The organism is Lacinutrix sp. MEBiC02595, assembly GCF_053601555.1.
Map to the genome: position 1 here is coordinate 609,503 of NZ_JBSHNU010000222.1, position 14,470 is coordinate 623,972.

The 14,470-nt window shown below is 32.9% G+C and carries 14 protein-coding genes and 1 tRNA gene; 8 read left to right on the forward strand and 7 right to left on the reverse strand.

What is annotated here, in order from left to right; genetic code table 11:
• Window positions 1-41: 41 nt before the first annotated feature.
• The gene (locus ACVCZW_RS12550) at window positions 42-1,025 is read right to left on the reverse strand and encodes a hypothetical protein (RefSeq protein WP_452232564.1); all 984 of its coding nucleotides are present in this window, start codon (window positions 1,023-1,025) and stop codon (window positions 42-44) included.
• Window positions 1,026-1,126: 101 nt separating this feature from the next.
• On the opposite strand from ACVCZW_RS12550, the gene proS reads away from it, so the two are divergent.
• The 3 genes from proS to rpsT all read left to right on the forward strand — a co-directional run bounded on the left by proS (window position 1,127) and on the right by rpsT (window position 3,133).
• Entirely contained in the window at window positions 1,127-2,605 is a 1,479-nt protein-coding gene (gene proS, locus ACVCZW_RS12555; protein WP_452228236.1) for a proline--tRNA ligase, read from the forward strand.
• Window positions 2,606-2,777: 172 nt separating this feature from the next.
• Window positions 2,778-2,849: transfer RNA gene (locus ACVCZW_RS12560), tRNA-Glu, on the forward strand.
• 32 nt (window positions 2,850-2,881) lie between these two features.
• Window positions 2,882-3,133, forward strand: coding sequence for a 30S ribosomal protein S20 (rpsT, locus tag ACVCZW_RS12565; protein WP_452228235.1), 252 nt, complete (start codon window positions 2,882-2,884; stop codon window positions 3,131-3,133).
• 271 nt (window positions 3,134-3,404) lie between these two features.
• Here rpsT and rho read toward each other — a convergent pair whose 3' ends face one another.
• On the reverse strand, window positions 3,405-5,078 hold the full coding sequence (gene rho, locus ACVCZW_RS12570) for a transcription termination factor Rho (RefSeq protein WP_452228234.1): 1,674 nt from the start codon (window positions 5,076-5,078) through the stop codon (window positions 3,405-3,407).
• Between the two features lie 197 nt (window positions 5,079-5,275).
• Between rho and ACVCZW_RS12575 the strand changes: the two genes are divergently transcribed.
• Window positions 5,276-5,686 (forward strand): DUF4293 domain-containing protein, encoded by a 411-nt coding sequence (locus ACVCZW_RS12575; protein ID WP_452228233.1) that lies wholly within the window; start codon window positions 5,276-5,278, stop codon window positions 5,684-5,686.
• Between the two features lie 124 nt (window positions 5,687-5,810).
• Here the strand turns inward: ACVCZW_RS12575 and ACVCZW_RS12580 are convergent, their stop codons facing one another.
• Window positions 5,811-6,302: a metallophosphoesterase family protein gene (locus ACVCZW_RS12580; protein ID WP_452228232.1), complete on the reverse strand. Its 492-nt coding sequence runs from the start codon at window positions 6,300-6,302 to the stop codon at window positions 5,811-5,813.
• Between the two features lie 143 nt (window positions 6,303-6,445).
• Between ACVCZW_RS12580 and truA the strand changes: the two genes are divergently transcribed.
• Both truA and ACVCZW_RS12590 read left to right on the forward strand, forming a co-directional pair.
• Entirely contained in the window at window positions 6,446-7,195 is a 750-nt protein-coding gene (truA, locus tag ACVCZW_RS12585; protein WP_452232565.1) for a tRNA pseudouridine(38-40) synthase TruA, read from the forward strand.
• A complete protein-coding gene (locus tag ACVCZW_RS12590) occupies window positions 7,185-8,954 on the forward strand; it encodes an ABC transporter ATP-binding protein (protein WP_452232566.1) in 1,770 nt (589 codons plus the stop codon). Before truA ends, ACVCZW_RS12590 begins: the two co-directional genes overlap by 11 nt.
• Here ACVCZW_RS12590 and ACVCZW_RS12595 read toward each other — a convergent pair.
• From ACVCZW_RS12595 to folP, 4 genes are read right to left on the reverse strand one after another with little or no spacing between them, the layout of a single operon-like run.
• Complete coding sequence (locus ACVCZW_RS12595; RefSeq protein ID WP_452232567.1) at window positions 8,951-9,757, reverse strand: DUF3667 domain-containing protein; 807 nt, start codon at window positions 9,755-9,757, stop codon at window positions 8,951-8,953. The two genes, ACVCZW_RS12590 and ACVCZW_RS12595, sit on opposite strands and share 4 nt — an antisense overlap.
• A 1-nt stretch (window position 9,758) precedes the next feature.
• Window positions 9,759-10,544, reverse strand: a complete 786-nt coding sequence (locus ACVCZW_RS12600) for a diadenylate cyclase (RefSeq protein ID WP_452228228.1) — start codon at window positions 10,542-10,544, stop codon at window positions 9,759-9,761.
• A gap of 35 nt (window positions 10,545-10,579) precedes the next feature.
• Window positions 10,580-11,275 carry a hypothetical protein gene (locus tag ACVCZW_RS12605; protein WP_452232568.1) on the reverse strand — a complete coding sequence of 232 codons (696 nt, stop codon included), beginning with the start codon at window positions 11,273-11,275 and terminating at the stop codon, window positions 10,580-10,582.
• A complete protein-coding gene (gene folP, locus ACVCZW_RS12610; RefSeq protein ID WP_452228226.1) occupies window positions 11,275-12,099 on the reverse strand; it encodes a dihydropteroate synthase in 825 nt (274 codons plus the stop codon). Before folP ends, ACVCZW_RS12605 begins: the two co-directional genes overlap by 1 nt.
• 311 nt (window positions 12,100-12,410) lie before the next feature.
• Here folP and ACVCZW_RS12615 point away from each other — a divergent pair, with 311 nt between their 5' ends.
• Both ACVCZW_RS12615 and ACVCZW_RS12620 read left to right on the forward strand, forming a co-directional pair.
• On the forward strand, window positions 12,411-12,947 hold the full coding sequence (locus ACVCZW_RS12615) for a DUF1599 domain-containing protein (RefSeq protein ID WP_452228243.1): 537 nt from the start codon (window positions 12,411-12,413) through the stop codon (window positions 12,945-12,947).
• Window positions 12,948-13,049: 102 nt separating this feature from the next.
• Complete coding sequence (locus tag ACVCZW_RS12620; protein ID WP_452232569.1) at window positions 13,050-14,372, forward strand: BT_3928 family protein; 1,323 nt, start codon at window positions 13,050-13,052, stop codon at window positions 14,370-14,372.
• The last annotated feature ends 98 nt before the right edge of the window (window positions 14,373-14,470 follow it).

A 14,470-nucleotide genomic window follows, 5' to 3' on the forward strand; every position in this document is an offset into this window, starting at 1 on the left:
AAAATGGGTGGTTAGCTCGTTAGTGATTTTTTTATTTTGAATTATCTTCTACTGCTACTACTAGAAGAACTTCTACTGCTAGAAGAACTGCGGCTACTTGATGAAGATCCTGATGCAGAGCTACCTCTATTAGATGAAGATCTTGGCGTAGAATACGTGTTGCTTCTTGGTGTTGTTGTAGTCGTGTTTGTTCTAGTTCTAGTGGATTGTACTCTAGGTTTAGTCGTTGTTCTAGGTTTAGTCGTTGTTCTAGGTTTTGTTGTAGTAGTCCTTGTTCTAGGTCTTGTAGACGTTGAAGTACTCGTTCTAGGTCTGGTTGTTTGCGTTGTTGTACTATTTCTTCTTCTAGGAGTAGTTGTTCTCACATTAGATCTAGTTGTGTTTCTACCGTAGATAGCACTATTTCTTCCGTTAATTATACTGTTACCACGTCTTGAACTGTGATATGCTACACTATTTCTACCATGGTAATTGTTATACCCATAATTATTCCAGTATGGAGAATGGTAATATCCTCCATAACCATATCCGTAAAAGCCACCATAATAAGGAGAACCCCAGAAAGGATCATAAAAGCCAGAATATCCCCAACCAGAATTCCAATAAGAAGAATAACCATATCCATAAGGTCTATTCCAGTAATTGTTGTATCCATAACCTCCAAAGTTAGAGTATACGTTTATGGTTACATCGTTATTGTCTTGTCCCCAACCTGCGTAAGATTGTGGTTCTGTAGTTTCTTGTTCAACATAATTACCTTCATAGGAATCAATATCTGTAAATACAGCATCTTCCTCTGTTATGTAATCATATTCTGTAGCGTTTTCTTGAAAATAATTTTTGTAGTATAAGCTGTTTTCATCATTAACTACATCATTGTGTTCTACAGGTTCTTGCGTCGATCCATAAATACCATCATTATCTTCGCTAACGTATTGTGATGAACCACATGAGGTCAAAACAAAAGCAATAGCTAATAGTGCTAAAAAGGGCATTTGTGCTTTGGTGTATTTTTTAAATTGCATATCTCTTAAGATTTTATTGTTGAACTATACAAAAATAGTTAGTTTTGCTGAACTATTTCATTATTTAACATAGTCACAATATTTGTGCCAAAACCCTGTATATGAGCAAAAAACTAACAAGTAGAGCAGAAGACTACTCCAAATGGTATAACGAATTGGTTGTAAAGGCTGATTTAGCAGAGAATTCAGCAGTTCGCGGTTGTATGGTTATTAAACCTTATGGATATGCCATTTGGGAAAAAATGCAAGCAGAATTAGACAAAATGTTTAAAGAAACAGGACATCAAAATGCCTATTTCCCTCTTTTTGTACCTAAAAGCTTGTTTGAAGCAGAAGAAAAGAATGCGGAAGGCTTTGCAAAAGAGTGTGCCGTTGTTACACATTATAGATTACAAAACGATCCAGATAACCCAGGGAAACTTCGTGTGGATCCGGAAGCAAAACTAGAAGAAGAATTAGTGGTAAGACCAACTAGTGAAGCTATTATATGGAGTACCTTTAAAGGATGGGTGCAATCCTATAGGGATTTACCTTTATTAATAAACCAATGGGCAAATGTAGTACGTTGGGAAATGCGTACTCGTTTATTTCTTCGTACTGCAGAGTTTTTATGGCAAGAAGGGCATACGGCGCATGCAACAAAAGGAGAAGCCGTTAAAGAAGCAGAATTAATGAATAACGTGTATGCCACTTTTGCAGAAAATTTTATGGCAATGCCTGTTGTTAAAGGTGTGAAATCTGAAAGTGAACGTTTTGCGGGTGCAGATGAAACCTATTGTATTGAAGCTTTAATGCAAGACGGAAAAGCATTACAAGCAGGTACCTCTCACTTTTTAGGTCAGAATTTTGCAAAGGCTTTCGATGTAAAGTTCACCTCTAAGGAAGGAAAGAAAGATTATGTATGGGCAACATCTTGGGGTGTTTCTACAAGATTAATGGGTGCTTTAATCATGACGCATAGTGATGATGAAGGATTAGTATTGCCTCCAAGTTTAGCGCCAAACCAGGTGGTTATTGTTCCTATTTATAAAACAGATGAGCAATTTGAAGAAGTAAGTAAAATTGCAAACCTGATAAAAAGTGACTTAAATGCAAAAAACGTTTCTGTAAAATATGATAATAGAGATGGGTATAGACCAGGAGCTAAGTTTGCACAACATGAATTACAAGGAGTGCCATTACGTATTGCTATTGGACCAAAAGATCTAGAAAATGGTACTGTAGAGATCGCTAGACGAGATACAAAGACAAAAGAAGTGATTGCAATAGACAATTTAACTTCTACAGTAGAGCGTTTATTAGAAGAAATTCAGAATAGTTTATACCAAAAAGCACTAGATTTTAGAGATTCTCACATCACTGAAGTGGAAAATTTCGATGATTTTAAAGATATTTTAAAAAATAAAGGAGGTTTTATTTCTGCGCATTGGGATGGTACAACAGAAACCGAAGATAAAATCCAAGAGATCACAAAAGCTACAATACGCTGTATACCAATGGATACAAAAGAAGAAGATGGAAAATGTGTATTTACAGGAAACCCTTCTAAACGTAGAGTGTTGTTTGCAAAAGCATATTAATTCATTTTTTTTGAAAAAAATATTGCTTAGCTATTGCAACATTTAAAAATAGTTGTATTTTTGCATCCGCAATGGAAACGTTGTGAGTTTTTTGAAAAGTATTGTAAGTTTAAAAATAATTTATTGCAGGTTTAAAAATTATTATTATATTTGCAATCTCAAAAGCAAAAAAGGCCCGTTCGTCTATCGGCTAGGACGCATGGTTTTCATCCATGTAAGAGGGGTTCGATTCCCCTACGGGCTACAATTTTTTAATAAAAAGAAAAAAACAAACAAATGGCAAATCATAAGTCAGCGTTAAAAAGAATTAGAAGTAACGAAGCTAAACGTTTAAGAAACAAATATCAGCATAAAACAACGCGTAATGCTATCAAGAAGTTACGTGAGGTAACGGATAAGAAAGAAGCAGATGCTTTATTTCCTTCTGTAATATCTATGTTAGATAGATTAGCGAAGAAAAATGTTATACATGCTAATAAAGCTGCGAACCTTAAGTCTGGTTTAGCAAAGTATGTTGCTGCTTTATAAGTCGTAAAAACTTCTACAAGAAATTATAAGAAGCTTCTCCATTGGAGGAGCTTTTTTTGTTTACTATATTTAGATTAGGTGTTACTAACTGCGTTAGGGATAGCAACGGTTAGCTTTTGGCGAGCGTACGCTTCGAGCCAAAACTAGTAGTGCATAGCACGACCCTTGTGGTAACGCCTAAATAGTTAAGTGAATAAGTATATAAGAAGCGCATAAAAAAAGCCTTGAGACGATTCTCAAGGCTTTTTTATGTATTATAAGTGAAGTGGTTTTATCCGTTCATAGAAATTAAAAACTCTTCGTTGTTTCTGGTTTGTTTAAATCTTTCATTAATAAACTCCATCGCTTCTACAGGGTTCATATCTGCAAGGTATTTACGCATTACCCACATTCTTTTAATGGTTGTTTCATCTAATAGAATATCATCACGACGTGTACTGGATGAGGTTAAATCAATAGCAGGGAAAATTCTACGATTAGAAATCTTACGATCTAATTGTAGTTCCATGTTACCAGTTCCTTTAAATTCTTCAAAGATAACTTCGTCCATTTTCGAGCCTGTTTCTGTTAAAGCGGTAGCTATAATAGTTAAAGATCCTCCATTTTCAATGTTACGTGCTGCACCAAAGAAACGTTTTGGTTTGTGTAATGCATTTGCATCTACACCACCACTTAATATTTTACCAGATGCTGGTTGTACCGAGTTGTATGCTCTTGCAAGACGTGTAATAGAATCTAAAAGAATAACCACATCGTGCCCGCATTCTACAAGACGTTTTGCTTTTTCTAAAACAATATTTGCGATTTTTACGTGCTCGTGTGCTTCTTTATCAAAAGTAGAGGCAATAACTTCACCACGCACATTACGTTGCATGTCTGTTACTTCTTCTGGTCTTTCATCAATTAGTAAAATCATTTGGTATACTTCTGGATGATTTGCTGCAATAGCATTTGCAACATCCTTTAATAACATGGTTTTACCAGTCTTTGGTTGGGATACAATCATACCACGTTGTCCTTTACCAATTGGCGCAAACAAATCCATGATACGTGTAGAAATAGTAGCTTGCTTTTCAGCTATGTTAAATTTTTCTTGTGGAAATAAAGGCGTTAAATGCTCAAAAGCAACACGGTCTCTTACCACATTTGGATCTTGACCATTTATTTTACTCACTTTAATTAATGGGAAATATTTTTCACCTTCTTTTGGCGGACGAACATTTCCTAAAACAGTATCTCCAACTTTTAATCCGAACAAACGAATTTGCGATTGCGATACATAAATATCATCTGGTGATGATAAGTAGTTATAATCTGAAGAACGTAAAAATCCGTAACCATCTTGCATAACATCTAAAACACCTTCACTTTCTATAATAGCATCAAATTCAAAATCTGGTTCTCTATAGCGATTTCTGGTGTCTTTGTTTCCGTTATTTCCAGCGTTTTTATTCTGGTTTTGGTTTTTATGTTGCGGCTTTTTGTTTTCTCTAGGCTTTTCTGCTCTTTCCGGTTTGTCGCTGGTAGAATCTGTTTTTTCTTTTTGCGCTTTTTGCGGTTCTCTTTTTGCTTGCGGCTTTGGTCTTGGATTAGGTTTAGACTTTGGCTTTGGTTGTTGTTTTTCTTCTACTTTAGTTTCTGTAGTAACAACTTCTTCGCTTTTTTCTGGAGTTGTAGGAGTAGTTGGCGTTGTTTTTTGCACTGCTGGTTTTGGAGTAGCAGGCTTTTGAACTCTTTGTCTTGGTTTTTTTACTTCTGTTTTTTCAACAGGTTTTGCCACTGGTGCAACTGCTGCTACAGCTTTAGGATTTGCAGCTTGGTGATCTAGTATTTGATATACTAAGTCTAATTTTTTTAAAGTACGGTACTTAGATACGTTTAAAGTTTTAGCTATTTCCTGTAATTCAGGTAGCTTCATTTCTTTTAATTGTGTGATTTCAAACATTATGTTGAATTGAATATTTTGTGTTAGATATAGAATTTGAATTATTTTGAAGAAAATAGATCTTATTCTGAAGAATTAACAAGGTATAACCGTGTATGTTACACATTGTTATTGCAATTATACAACTTTATTTTAAGTTTTTCTGTCCTTTTTATAAAAGAAACTGTTATTTTTGTCTTCAAGATTTAAAGAATTTTATGATTCAACGTATACAAAGTATTTATCTTTTATTGGCCGCAGGAGTTTCTGCAGGTTTAACTTTTGTGTTTAATTTATGGACTACTGTAAATAACACTTTAGTTTTTGCAAAAGATAATATGTTGTATTTTGGATTGTTTTTAGGCTCAGCAGCTTTATCTTTAATCTCTATATTTATGTTTAAAAATAGGAAGTCGCAATTTATGTTGGGACGACTTAACATCATATTAAATCTTTTTTTACTAGGATTATTTGTGTATCAATCGCTAAACGTATCTGGAGAGACTAACGTTTCTGAGAAAGGTATTGGGATTTTTCTTCCTATTATTTCTATCGTGTTATTAGTTTTAGCTAATAAGGCCATTAAGAAGGATGAAGATCTTGTAAAATCTGTAGATAGATTACGATAAACCTATCATCTTAGTAGTATTAGTGCGTGAGCCCAAGGTGAAGATCTTGGGCTTTTTTTTGCCTAATTTTTTGTAAGAAGGAAGCTTTTACCTATTGATAATTTTGTTTAATCTTTAGGCGTTTTTATTTCTTAGATTCAATAACTTCTAAATCTTTAATCGTTGTTCCTTCAATAACAAAACGAAGCATAGTTCTTACTTGTTGAAATCCGTGTTTGCCAGCAGCTCCAGGATTCATGTGTAATAGGTTAAGTTTTTTGTCTTGCATCACTTTTAAAATATGCGAGTGACCAGAAATAAAAAGCTTTGGCGGGTTCTTTTTTATTTCGTCTCTTATTCTAATATCGTATCTATTTGGGTAACCGCCAATGTGTGTAATCCAAACATCGACACCTTCACACATAAACCTATTGTTTTCTGGGAATTCCATTCTAGCTTCGTTGTTGTCAATGTTTCCATAAACAGCACGTAGCGGTTTTAATTTTTGAATAGCATCTGTTACTTTTAAATCGCCAATATCACCAGCATGCCAGACTTCATCCGCTTGTTTTACATGCTTTAATATGGCATCGTCAATATAACTATGTGTGTCTGAAAGTAGGAGAATTTTAGTCATGCATACTTCCCACGAAAGTGGAAATCTATTTTTTAGGAATTAAGATTTATAAAGTGAAAATCTTAAGATTAATTAACTTTTATTTGAAATTTAAAGATAGATTAAAATTCTATCTTTGCCTTTTACAAAAATACTACTTTAACTTGAAATATTTTTTACAACTTTCTTATAATGGTGCAGCTTATCATGGTTGGCAGAATCAACCAAACGCTATTACGGTACAAGAAGTTATAGAAAAAGCGTTGTCTGTTTTACTTAAAGAAAAAACACCGATTGTTGGTGCAGGTCGTACAGATGCTGGAGTTCATGCTTCTCAAATGTATGCCCATTTTGATACGGAAGTTGTCTTTTTAGAAACAGAATTAGTCTATAAATTAAATGCTTTGCTGCCCAAAGATATTGCAATTCAAAATATTTTTAAAGTAATTGAAGATGCACATGCTAGATTTCATGCGGCAAGCCGAGAATATTTGTACCGAATTGCACTCAAAAAAGATGTTTTTAATTCGGAGCAATCGTATTACGTAAGGCCTAAATTAGATATTGTTAAAATGCAGGAAGCATCTCGAATTTTATTGCAGTATAAAGATTTTCAATGCTTTTCTAAAACGAATACAGATGTAAAAACGTATAATTGTGATATTACACGCGCCGATTGGAAATTGGTAAATCAAGAACTACAGTTTACCATAAAAGCAGATCGTTTTTTGCGAAATATGGTACGAGCAATCGTTGGTACTTTAGTTCGTATTGGTTTAGGAAAAATAGAAGTAGAATCCATGCATGATATCATTAATTCTAAAAACAGAAGTAAAGCTGGCTATTCTGTTCCAGCACATGCCCTTTATTTAATAGAAGTGGCATATCCAGAGTCTATAAAATATGATAAATAAAAAACAAGATAAAATATTAGATGTCGGACTTTTAAAACGTCTAACGTATTACATAAAGCCGTATAGAACGGTCTTTATTGGTGTGTTTTTAGCAGTTGTTTTATTAGCCGCTTTTAGTGCTGCAATTCCGTATTTAACACAGTATGTGATTGATAATAATATTATTAAGCAAGATGCAGAAGGGTTTCTGTTGTTAATATTAATTATGATTGGTTTGTTAATCGCGCAAACCGTCTTTCAATTATTTTTTATTTATTATGCTGGCTGGCTTGGGCAAAATGTGGTTAAAGATATTCGTGTAAAATTATTTAATCATTTGCTTCAATTTAAAATGAAGTATTATGATAATTCTTCGGTTGGCGTTTTAATTACAAGAGCGGTGACAGATATGGAGCGTATTGCCGATATTTTTGGGGAAGGTTTATTTATGATTTTTAGAGACCTATTAACTATGGTGGTGGTTTCTGCAGTGATGGTTTTTATGAATTGGAAACTAAGCCTTATTGTTTTTGCTATGCTTCCGTTAGTATTGTATGCGACTAGAGTTTTTCAGAAATATATGAAACGCGCTTTGGAAGAAGTACGTACCGAAATTTCAAATCTAAATTCCTTCGTACAAGAACGCGTTACAGGAATGAAAATATTACAACTTTTTACCAGAGAAGATACCGAGTCTAAAAACTTTAAAGCAATTAACGAAAGACATAAAAAAGGATGGCTAAAAACCGTTTGGTATAACTCTATTTTCTTTCCTATTGCAGACCTTTCTTCTTCGATAACTATCGGACTTATTGTTTGGTATGGTGGATTGAATGCGGTGGCAGATAATACCGTTTCCCAAGGAGATTTGTTTGCATTTATTATGTTTATTCCTATGCTTTTTAGACCATTACGCCAAATTGCAGATAAGTTTAATACGCTTCAAATGGGAATGGTAGCTGCTAATAGAGTGTTTAAAATTTTGGATACCACATCGCAAATTGATGATGCAGGAACGCAAGAAGTTTCTTCTTTTAAAGGAAATATAGAATTCAAAAAGGTGCACTTTAGTTATGTGGAAGATGAAGAAGTTCTAAAAGGAATTTCTTTTAGCGTAAAGGCAGGAGAAACCGTTGCTATTGTTGGAGCAACAGGAGCAGGGAAATCTACGATTATTAATTTATTGAATCGTTTTTACGAAATTAATAGTGGTACCATTACTATTGATAGTTTTAATATTAAAGCGCTTACATTAGCTTCATTACGTGCTAAAATAGCAGTGGTTTTACAAGATGTATTTTTGTTTGCAGATACGGTTTTAAATAATATTACTTTAAATAATCCGGAAATTACCGAAGCGCAAGTGCAGCGTGCCGCAAAAGATATTGGGATTCACGAGTTTATTATGAGTTTACCTAATGGCTACCAATATAACGTAAAAGAAAGAGGCGCAATGCTTTCTTCTGGACAACGACAATTAATTTCGTTTTTAAGAGCGTATGTTACCAATCCTAGTATTTTAATTTTAGACGAAGCTACTTCTTCTGTAGATTCCTATTCGGAACAATTAATACAAAATGCTACCGATAAAATTACCAAAGGAAGAACCTCTATCGTAATTGCTCACCGACTTGCAACCATTAAAAAAGCCGACAAAATTATTGTTATGGATGCTGGGAAAATTGTGGAAGAAGGAACACATCAAGAACTACTTCAAAAGAAAGATGGTTACTACAAAAACTTATACGAAGTGCAGTTTATGAAAGCCGAAGAGGTTTAAAACTTGAAATCTAGGTTAAATACTTTGATTAAAACAAAAACAACAATAAAGAAAGTTATCATTATAACAAGGAATATAAATAAAAAAGCAATCAATATTAATAGTATTCTTAATAATAAAGCGCCAAATTTTAAATTAAAAAGACGTTTAAAAATATAGGCAAGATAAAAAATAGAAAGCACAGTTAAAATAGTGCTAGTTGTAAGAAAATCAATCCCAAAAAACAATAATAGAATAGTAATTAGCGAAGTTACAATAATAACTTGCCCAGAATAATAAAGGTTAACTACTACATGTTCTGTGTAATTATAAGTTCTGTTTTTTGAAATATAGAAAGCAATCCAAGTAGCAAAGGCAGTAAAAGGAATGGTAATAATATATAATAAACTTTGATAATTACTAATTATTTTTTGAAACTGTTCCTGTGATTTTATAAAATCTTCCGGGGATTCAAATCCAGAAGCAGCCGATTTGTTAAAAGAGGATAAATCAAACGCATCTTTAAAAAAAGTATTCATTATAAATAACTGTAAACCAAAAACAGTTAACGAAACAGCAAAATAGCTAATAACATTTACATACTTCTTTCGTGTTCCATCAATATAACAGCCAATTACAGCTTCGGGCTTTGTAAATAAATGAATAAATGTTTGAAGAAACTTATTGTCATAGTTAAAAAAGGTTTCCGTAAAATGTTCAAAAAGATTTTTAATAGTTAGCCGATTCCGAATCACTTTTGCGCCACAACTATTGCAAAAATCATCGGTTTCGTTTAAAAAAGTATCGCAGTTTTTACAAGTCATATTATGCTAAATCTTTCTTTATTATTTCTACTAGGTCTTCGGTGTCTTTAAACATAACAAATGCACCACCTTTAAAATACGAAATCTGTCCTGTTTCCTCACTAACAGCCAAAGCCAATGCATCCGTTTTTTCGGTAATTCCAACTGCTGCTCGATGGCGTAAACCAAAACGCTGTGGTAAGGTTTTTTCATTATTTACGGGTAAGATTACTCGTGTCGCTTTGACTACATTGTTTTCAATAATAATGGCGCCATCATGTAATGGGCTATTTTTAAAAAAGATACTTTCTATAATAGGTTGCGTAACTTCAATATTCATTAAATCTCCGGTAGCTTTTAAAAAGTCAAGACTGTTATTATGTTCTAAAACAATAAGTGCTCCAGTTCTAGAAGCTGCCATTTTAGTACATGCCGCTATAATGGTTTCTATATCGGTACCATCACTAGTTTCGGTTTGTAAGAACTTTAGTTGTTTGAAGAATTTTTTTCTACTTCCAAAATTGGTAGAACCAATCATAAGTAGAAATTTTCTAATCTCTTGTTGAAAAACCACAATAAGTGCAAACATACCAACGCTAATAAAACCACCAAGAATATTACTTAAAAGCTGCATTTGAAGTGCTTGTGTGATTTTCCAAATAATATAAATAATTACAATCCCGATAAAAATATTAATGGCAACGGTGCCTTTTACCAATTTGTAGACATAGTAGAGTAGCAGTGCAACTAGAATAACATCTATAAAGTCTATTGCTGTGAATTTTAAAAGGTCATCAAATATTTCCAAAGGTCGGGGGTTTTTGTAAATTTAGTAAAATAAGATTAATAAATAAATTCGTTGGTAGAAACCATAGGTCCGTCTGCATCAAAGTCTAGGAATAGCGATTTGATACTAATATATTCTTGGAAACTTAAATTTCTATTAAAATGCAAGTTTATAGTAAAACCACTAGAATCGAAATCAAACCCATTCGAAAATTTTATTGTTTTGATATCCGAAAGAATGCCATCTATAATAGTCTTATCAGTGTTTACGGTTTCTGGTAAAAAAGATTGAATGAATATCTCTTCCATACTGTTTACCATAACATCCACTACAAAAATAGTTTTTTCTATTTCAGCGTCTTTTTCGTCTGCGTAGGTTTTATAATCCACATTTGTAAAGTCCAAAAAACCTAAGTTTTTAATACTTGTATTATTACAGGTGTAATAGTTTTTTACGCCTTCTTTTTTATGACTAGAATTCTTTTTTTTGTCTTGTAAAAAAATAATTTGCGGAATCACTTGATCTAGCGTTAATCTTTTATCCACGTTAACTAGCCAATTGGTGGTGCTGATTAAATTTTTTCTATTGAGCTCTAAGCTATCCGGTTTTGTTTCGTCATAAAAAATATATGCAGGCGAAATATCTAATACTTCTGTGGTTTTAGTATTGCTTATTTCTGGTAATTGGATTGCTTTTTCCGTACCGCAAGAGGTAATAAGAATTAAAATAAATACGTAAAATAAATGTTTCATTAATCGTTAAGTTGGTCTGTTAATTTAATAGTTTCTATAGCTTCTTTTACATCGTGAACACGTAAAATATTTGCTCCTTTTTGTAAAGCAATGGTATTTAAAACGGTGGTTCCGTTTAAAGCTTCTTGCGCTGTGTTTTCTAAAGTTTTGTAAATCATAGATTTTCTAGAAATTCCTGCAAGTATTGGGAATTCTAATATTTTAAGAAGTTCTAAATGTTTCAAGACTTCAAAATTTTGTGGGGTGTTTTTTGCAAATCCAAAACCAGGATCTATAATTATATCTTTAATACCACGTTTTTTAGCCTCGGAAACTCTTTCCGAAAAGTAAAAAATAAGATCTTTCATGATATGCTTATAATCGGTTTGCTCTTTCATGGTTTGCGGCGTACCTTTCATATGCATCATAATATAAGGAACTTGTAAATTAGCCACCGTTTGCAACATGTCTTTGTCTAGTTTTCCAGCCGAGATATCATTAATTAAAGCAGCTCCAGCTGTAATAGATTGTTTTGCAACTTCACTTCTAAACGTATCTATAGAAATTATTATTTCAGGGAATTCCTCCATTAATAATGCTATAATGGGAAGCAAACGTTTTAATTCTTCTGCTTCACTAATATGCGTTGCATTTGGTCTAGAACTGTAGGCGCCAATATCGATAAAAGTGGCTCCGTTATTAATCATGATTTCCACTTGCGATAAAATTTCGCCTTTATTTTTATATTTTCCGCCATCATAAAAAGAATCTGGAGTAAGATTCAATATGCCCATTACTTTGGGAGTTGCTAAATCGATGAGTTTGCCTTTGCAATTTATTGTCATATGCATTTCCTGCGCAGGCAGGAATCTCTTTTTAGGTTATATATTATTCCGTTTAGCAAAAGTATTCGTGGCAGAAGTAAAACTTTAAAACCCGAAACTTTGAACTCTGAACTATTTATGCGAAATTTACGGAAAATTGATTTTGAACTCATCTTGATTTTTTGTTTTTAACCGAAAATGAAATAAAAATTTTTTAGATGAGATACTTTTTATAAGGCATAGTATATCTATACACAATAAAAGTAACAAAATATAAATGAATTTTAATCATTTTTTAGGAAATAGAAAAAACCAATATGAGTTCATTAGATATGCAAGATACTTCAAAACAATATGACGCGGTAGTAAATACGTGCAGAAGCTTATTTATTAATAAAATGTCGGATTACGGAAGCGCTTGGCGAATACTTCGTTTACCATCGCTTACGGATCAAATTTTTATAAAAGCACAACGCATTCGAAGTTTGCAACAAAACGAGGTTAGAAAAGTAGATGAAGGAGAAGTAAGTGAGTTTATTGGTATCATTAACTATAGTATCATGGCGCTAATTCAGTTAGAAAAAGGAGTTGTAGAACAACCAGACTTATCTACCGAGGAAGCGACAATACTCTATGATGATAAAGTTGCTATTACCAAACAGCTTATGGAAGATAAAAATCATGATTATGGCGAAGCTTGGCGAGACATGCGTGTGAGTAGTTTAACGGATTTAATTTTACAAAAATTACTTCGTGTAAAGCAAATTGAAGACAATGCCGGAAAAACTATTGTTAGTGAAGGTATAGACGCTAATTATCAAGATATGATTAACTACGCTATTTTTGCTATGATTCATTTGAAAGAATAAATAAATTAAATAACAAATTTCAAAAACTAAATTCCAAAGAAATTAGGAATAATTATATTAACTAAATGTCACCTTGAGCGCAGTCGAAAGGTCTTTATATTTATGAAATACTTAGTGCACCTTTGCAGAATCCTAGTTGGAGGATTATTTATATTTTCAGGATTAATAAAACTAAATGATCCATTAGGTTTCTCGTATAAATTACAGGAATATTTTAGTGCAGACGTTTTAAATCTGCCATTTTTAGAACCTTATGCTTTAGGGATTTCTGTATTGGTAGTCGTTCTAGAAGTGGTATTAGGAGTCTTTTTACTTATCGGTTATAAACCAAAATTTACGGTCTGGAGCCTTTTTGCCATGATTGTATTTTTTACATTCTTAACTTTTTACGCTTGGTATTTTGATAAAGTAAAAGATTGTGGATGCTTTGGTGATTTCTTACCAATGAAACCAATAGAGAGCTTTATCAAAGACTTAATATTACTAGCGTTAATTGTAGTTTTACTCATTGGGTTGCGACATGTAAAACCATTATTAGGTAAATTCCCGACAACCATTTTAGCGCTTTTAGGCTTTTTAGGAAGTCTTTGGTTTGGTTATTACGTGTTAATGCATTTACCAACTTGGGATTTTAGAGCGTATAATGTTGGTGCTAATATTCAAGAAGGAATGGAAACGCCAGAAGATGCACCAAAAGCAATCGTAGAATATGCTTGGAAATTTAATGTAAATGGCGAAGAAAAAATTATAACAACCAACGGAAGCTATCCAACGGTAGACGGTGAATATATTGACGTAGAAACTAATATTATAGATGAAGGATATGATCCTCCAATTAAAGACTTTTCTATAGAAAGCGATGATGAGAATTTAACCGAACAATTTTTAAATGAAGATCATCTTATCCTGATAATCTCGTATAATTTAGAAACTGCGGAAGCTTTAGGAATGCAGGCAATAAAAGCAGCAACAGATAAAGCGATTAAAAATGGATATACTGTTATTGGTTTAACAGCATCTGGAACAGACGTAAAGCTAAAAACAAATGCAGCGTATAATCTGGATTTCGATTGGTATTTATGTGATGAAAAAGCACTTAAAACAGTCGTTCGTGCTAGTCCTGGAATTGTAAAGTTGAAGAAAGGAACCGTTACTCAAAAACTACATTGGAATGATATTGACGATTTAGAATTGCCAGTTGTAGAAAGAAAACCAGCTCCTAAAACGGAAGAAGATTTCGCTACAACTTTATTCTTAATAGATAATGAAATTGCTACAAAAGAAGATGCAGATGCGCTAGATGCAGATGCTATTGAAAAAATGAATGTTATTAAAAGAAGAGCTGATGGTGATGTTTTAGATTCTATTAATGTTGTAAATAATACTTCTTATGAATCGTTAGTAGAGATTATATTGAAAAAATAAGACAACGTCACTTCGAGTGAAATTGCTTTTTTTGCGATTTTGTATCGAGAAGCGCAGTGATTCGTGAAGCATGAACGAATTGTATCGAGAAGCGCAGT

Coding starts and splice junctions, on each gene's coding strand:
- ACVCZW_RS12550 (WP_452232564.1), bottom strand. CDS start 1,025: ATGCAATTTAAAAAATACACCAAAGCACAAATGCCCTTTTTAGCACTA.
- proS (WP_452228236.1), top strand. CDS start 1,127: ATGAGCAAAAAACTAACAAGTAGAGCAGAAGACTACTCCAAATGGTAT.
- rpsT (WP_452228235.1), top strand. CDS start 2,882: ATGGCAAATCATAAGTCAGCGTTAAAAAGAATTAGAAGTAACGAAGCT.
- rho (WP_452228234.1), bottom strand. CDS start 5,078: ATGTTTGAAATCACACAATTAAAAGAAATGAAGCTACCTGAATTACAG.
- ACVCZW_RS12575 (WP_452228233.1), top strand. CDS start 5,276: ATGATTCAACGTATACAAAGTATTTATCTTTTATTGGCCGCAGGAGTT.
- ACVCZW_RS12580 (WP_452228232.1), bottom strand. CDS start 6,302: ATGACTAAAATTCTCCTACTTTCAGACACACATAGTTATATTGACGAT.
- ACVCZW_RS12590 (WP_452232566.1), top strand. CDS start 7,185: ATGATAAATAAAAAACAAGATAAAATATTAGATGTCGGACTTTTAAAA.
- ACVCZW_RS12595 (WP_452232567.1), bottom strand. CDS start 9,757: ATGACTTGTAAAAACTGCGATACTTTTTTAAACGAAACCGATGATTTT.
- ACVCZW_RS12605 (WP_452232568.1), bottom strand. CDS start 11,275: ATGAAACATTTATTTTACGTATTTATTTTAATTCTTATTACCTCTTGC.
- folP (WP_452228226.1), bottom strand. CDS start 12,099: ATGACAATAAATTGCAAAGGCAAACTCATCGATTTAGCAACTCCCAAA.
- ACVCZW_RS12615 (WP_452228243.1), top strand. CDS start 12,411: ATGCAAGATACTTCAAAACAATATGACGCGGTAGTAAATACGTGCAGA.
- ACVCZW_RS12620 (WP_452232569.1), top strand. CDS start 13,050: ATGAAATACTTAGTGCACCTTTGCAGAATCCTAGTTGGAGGATTATTT.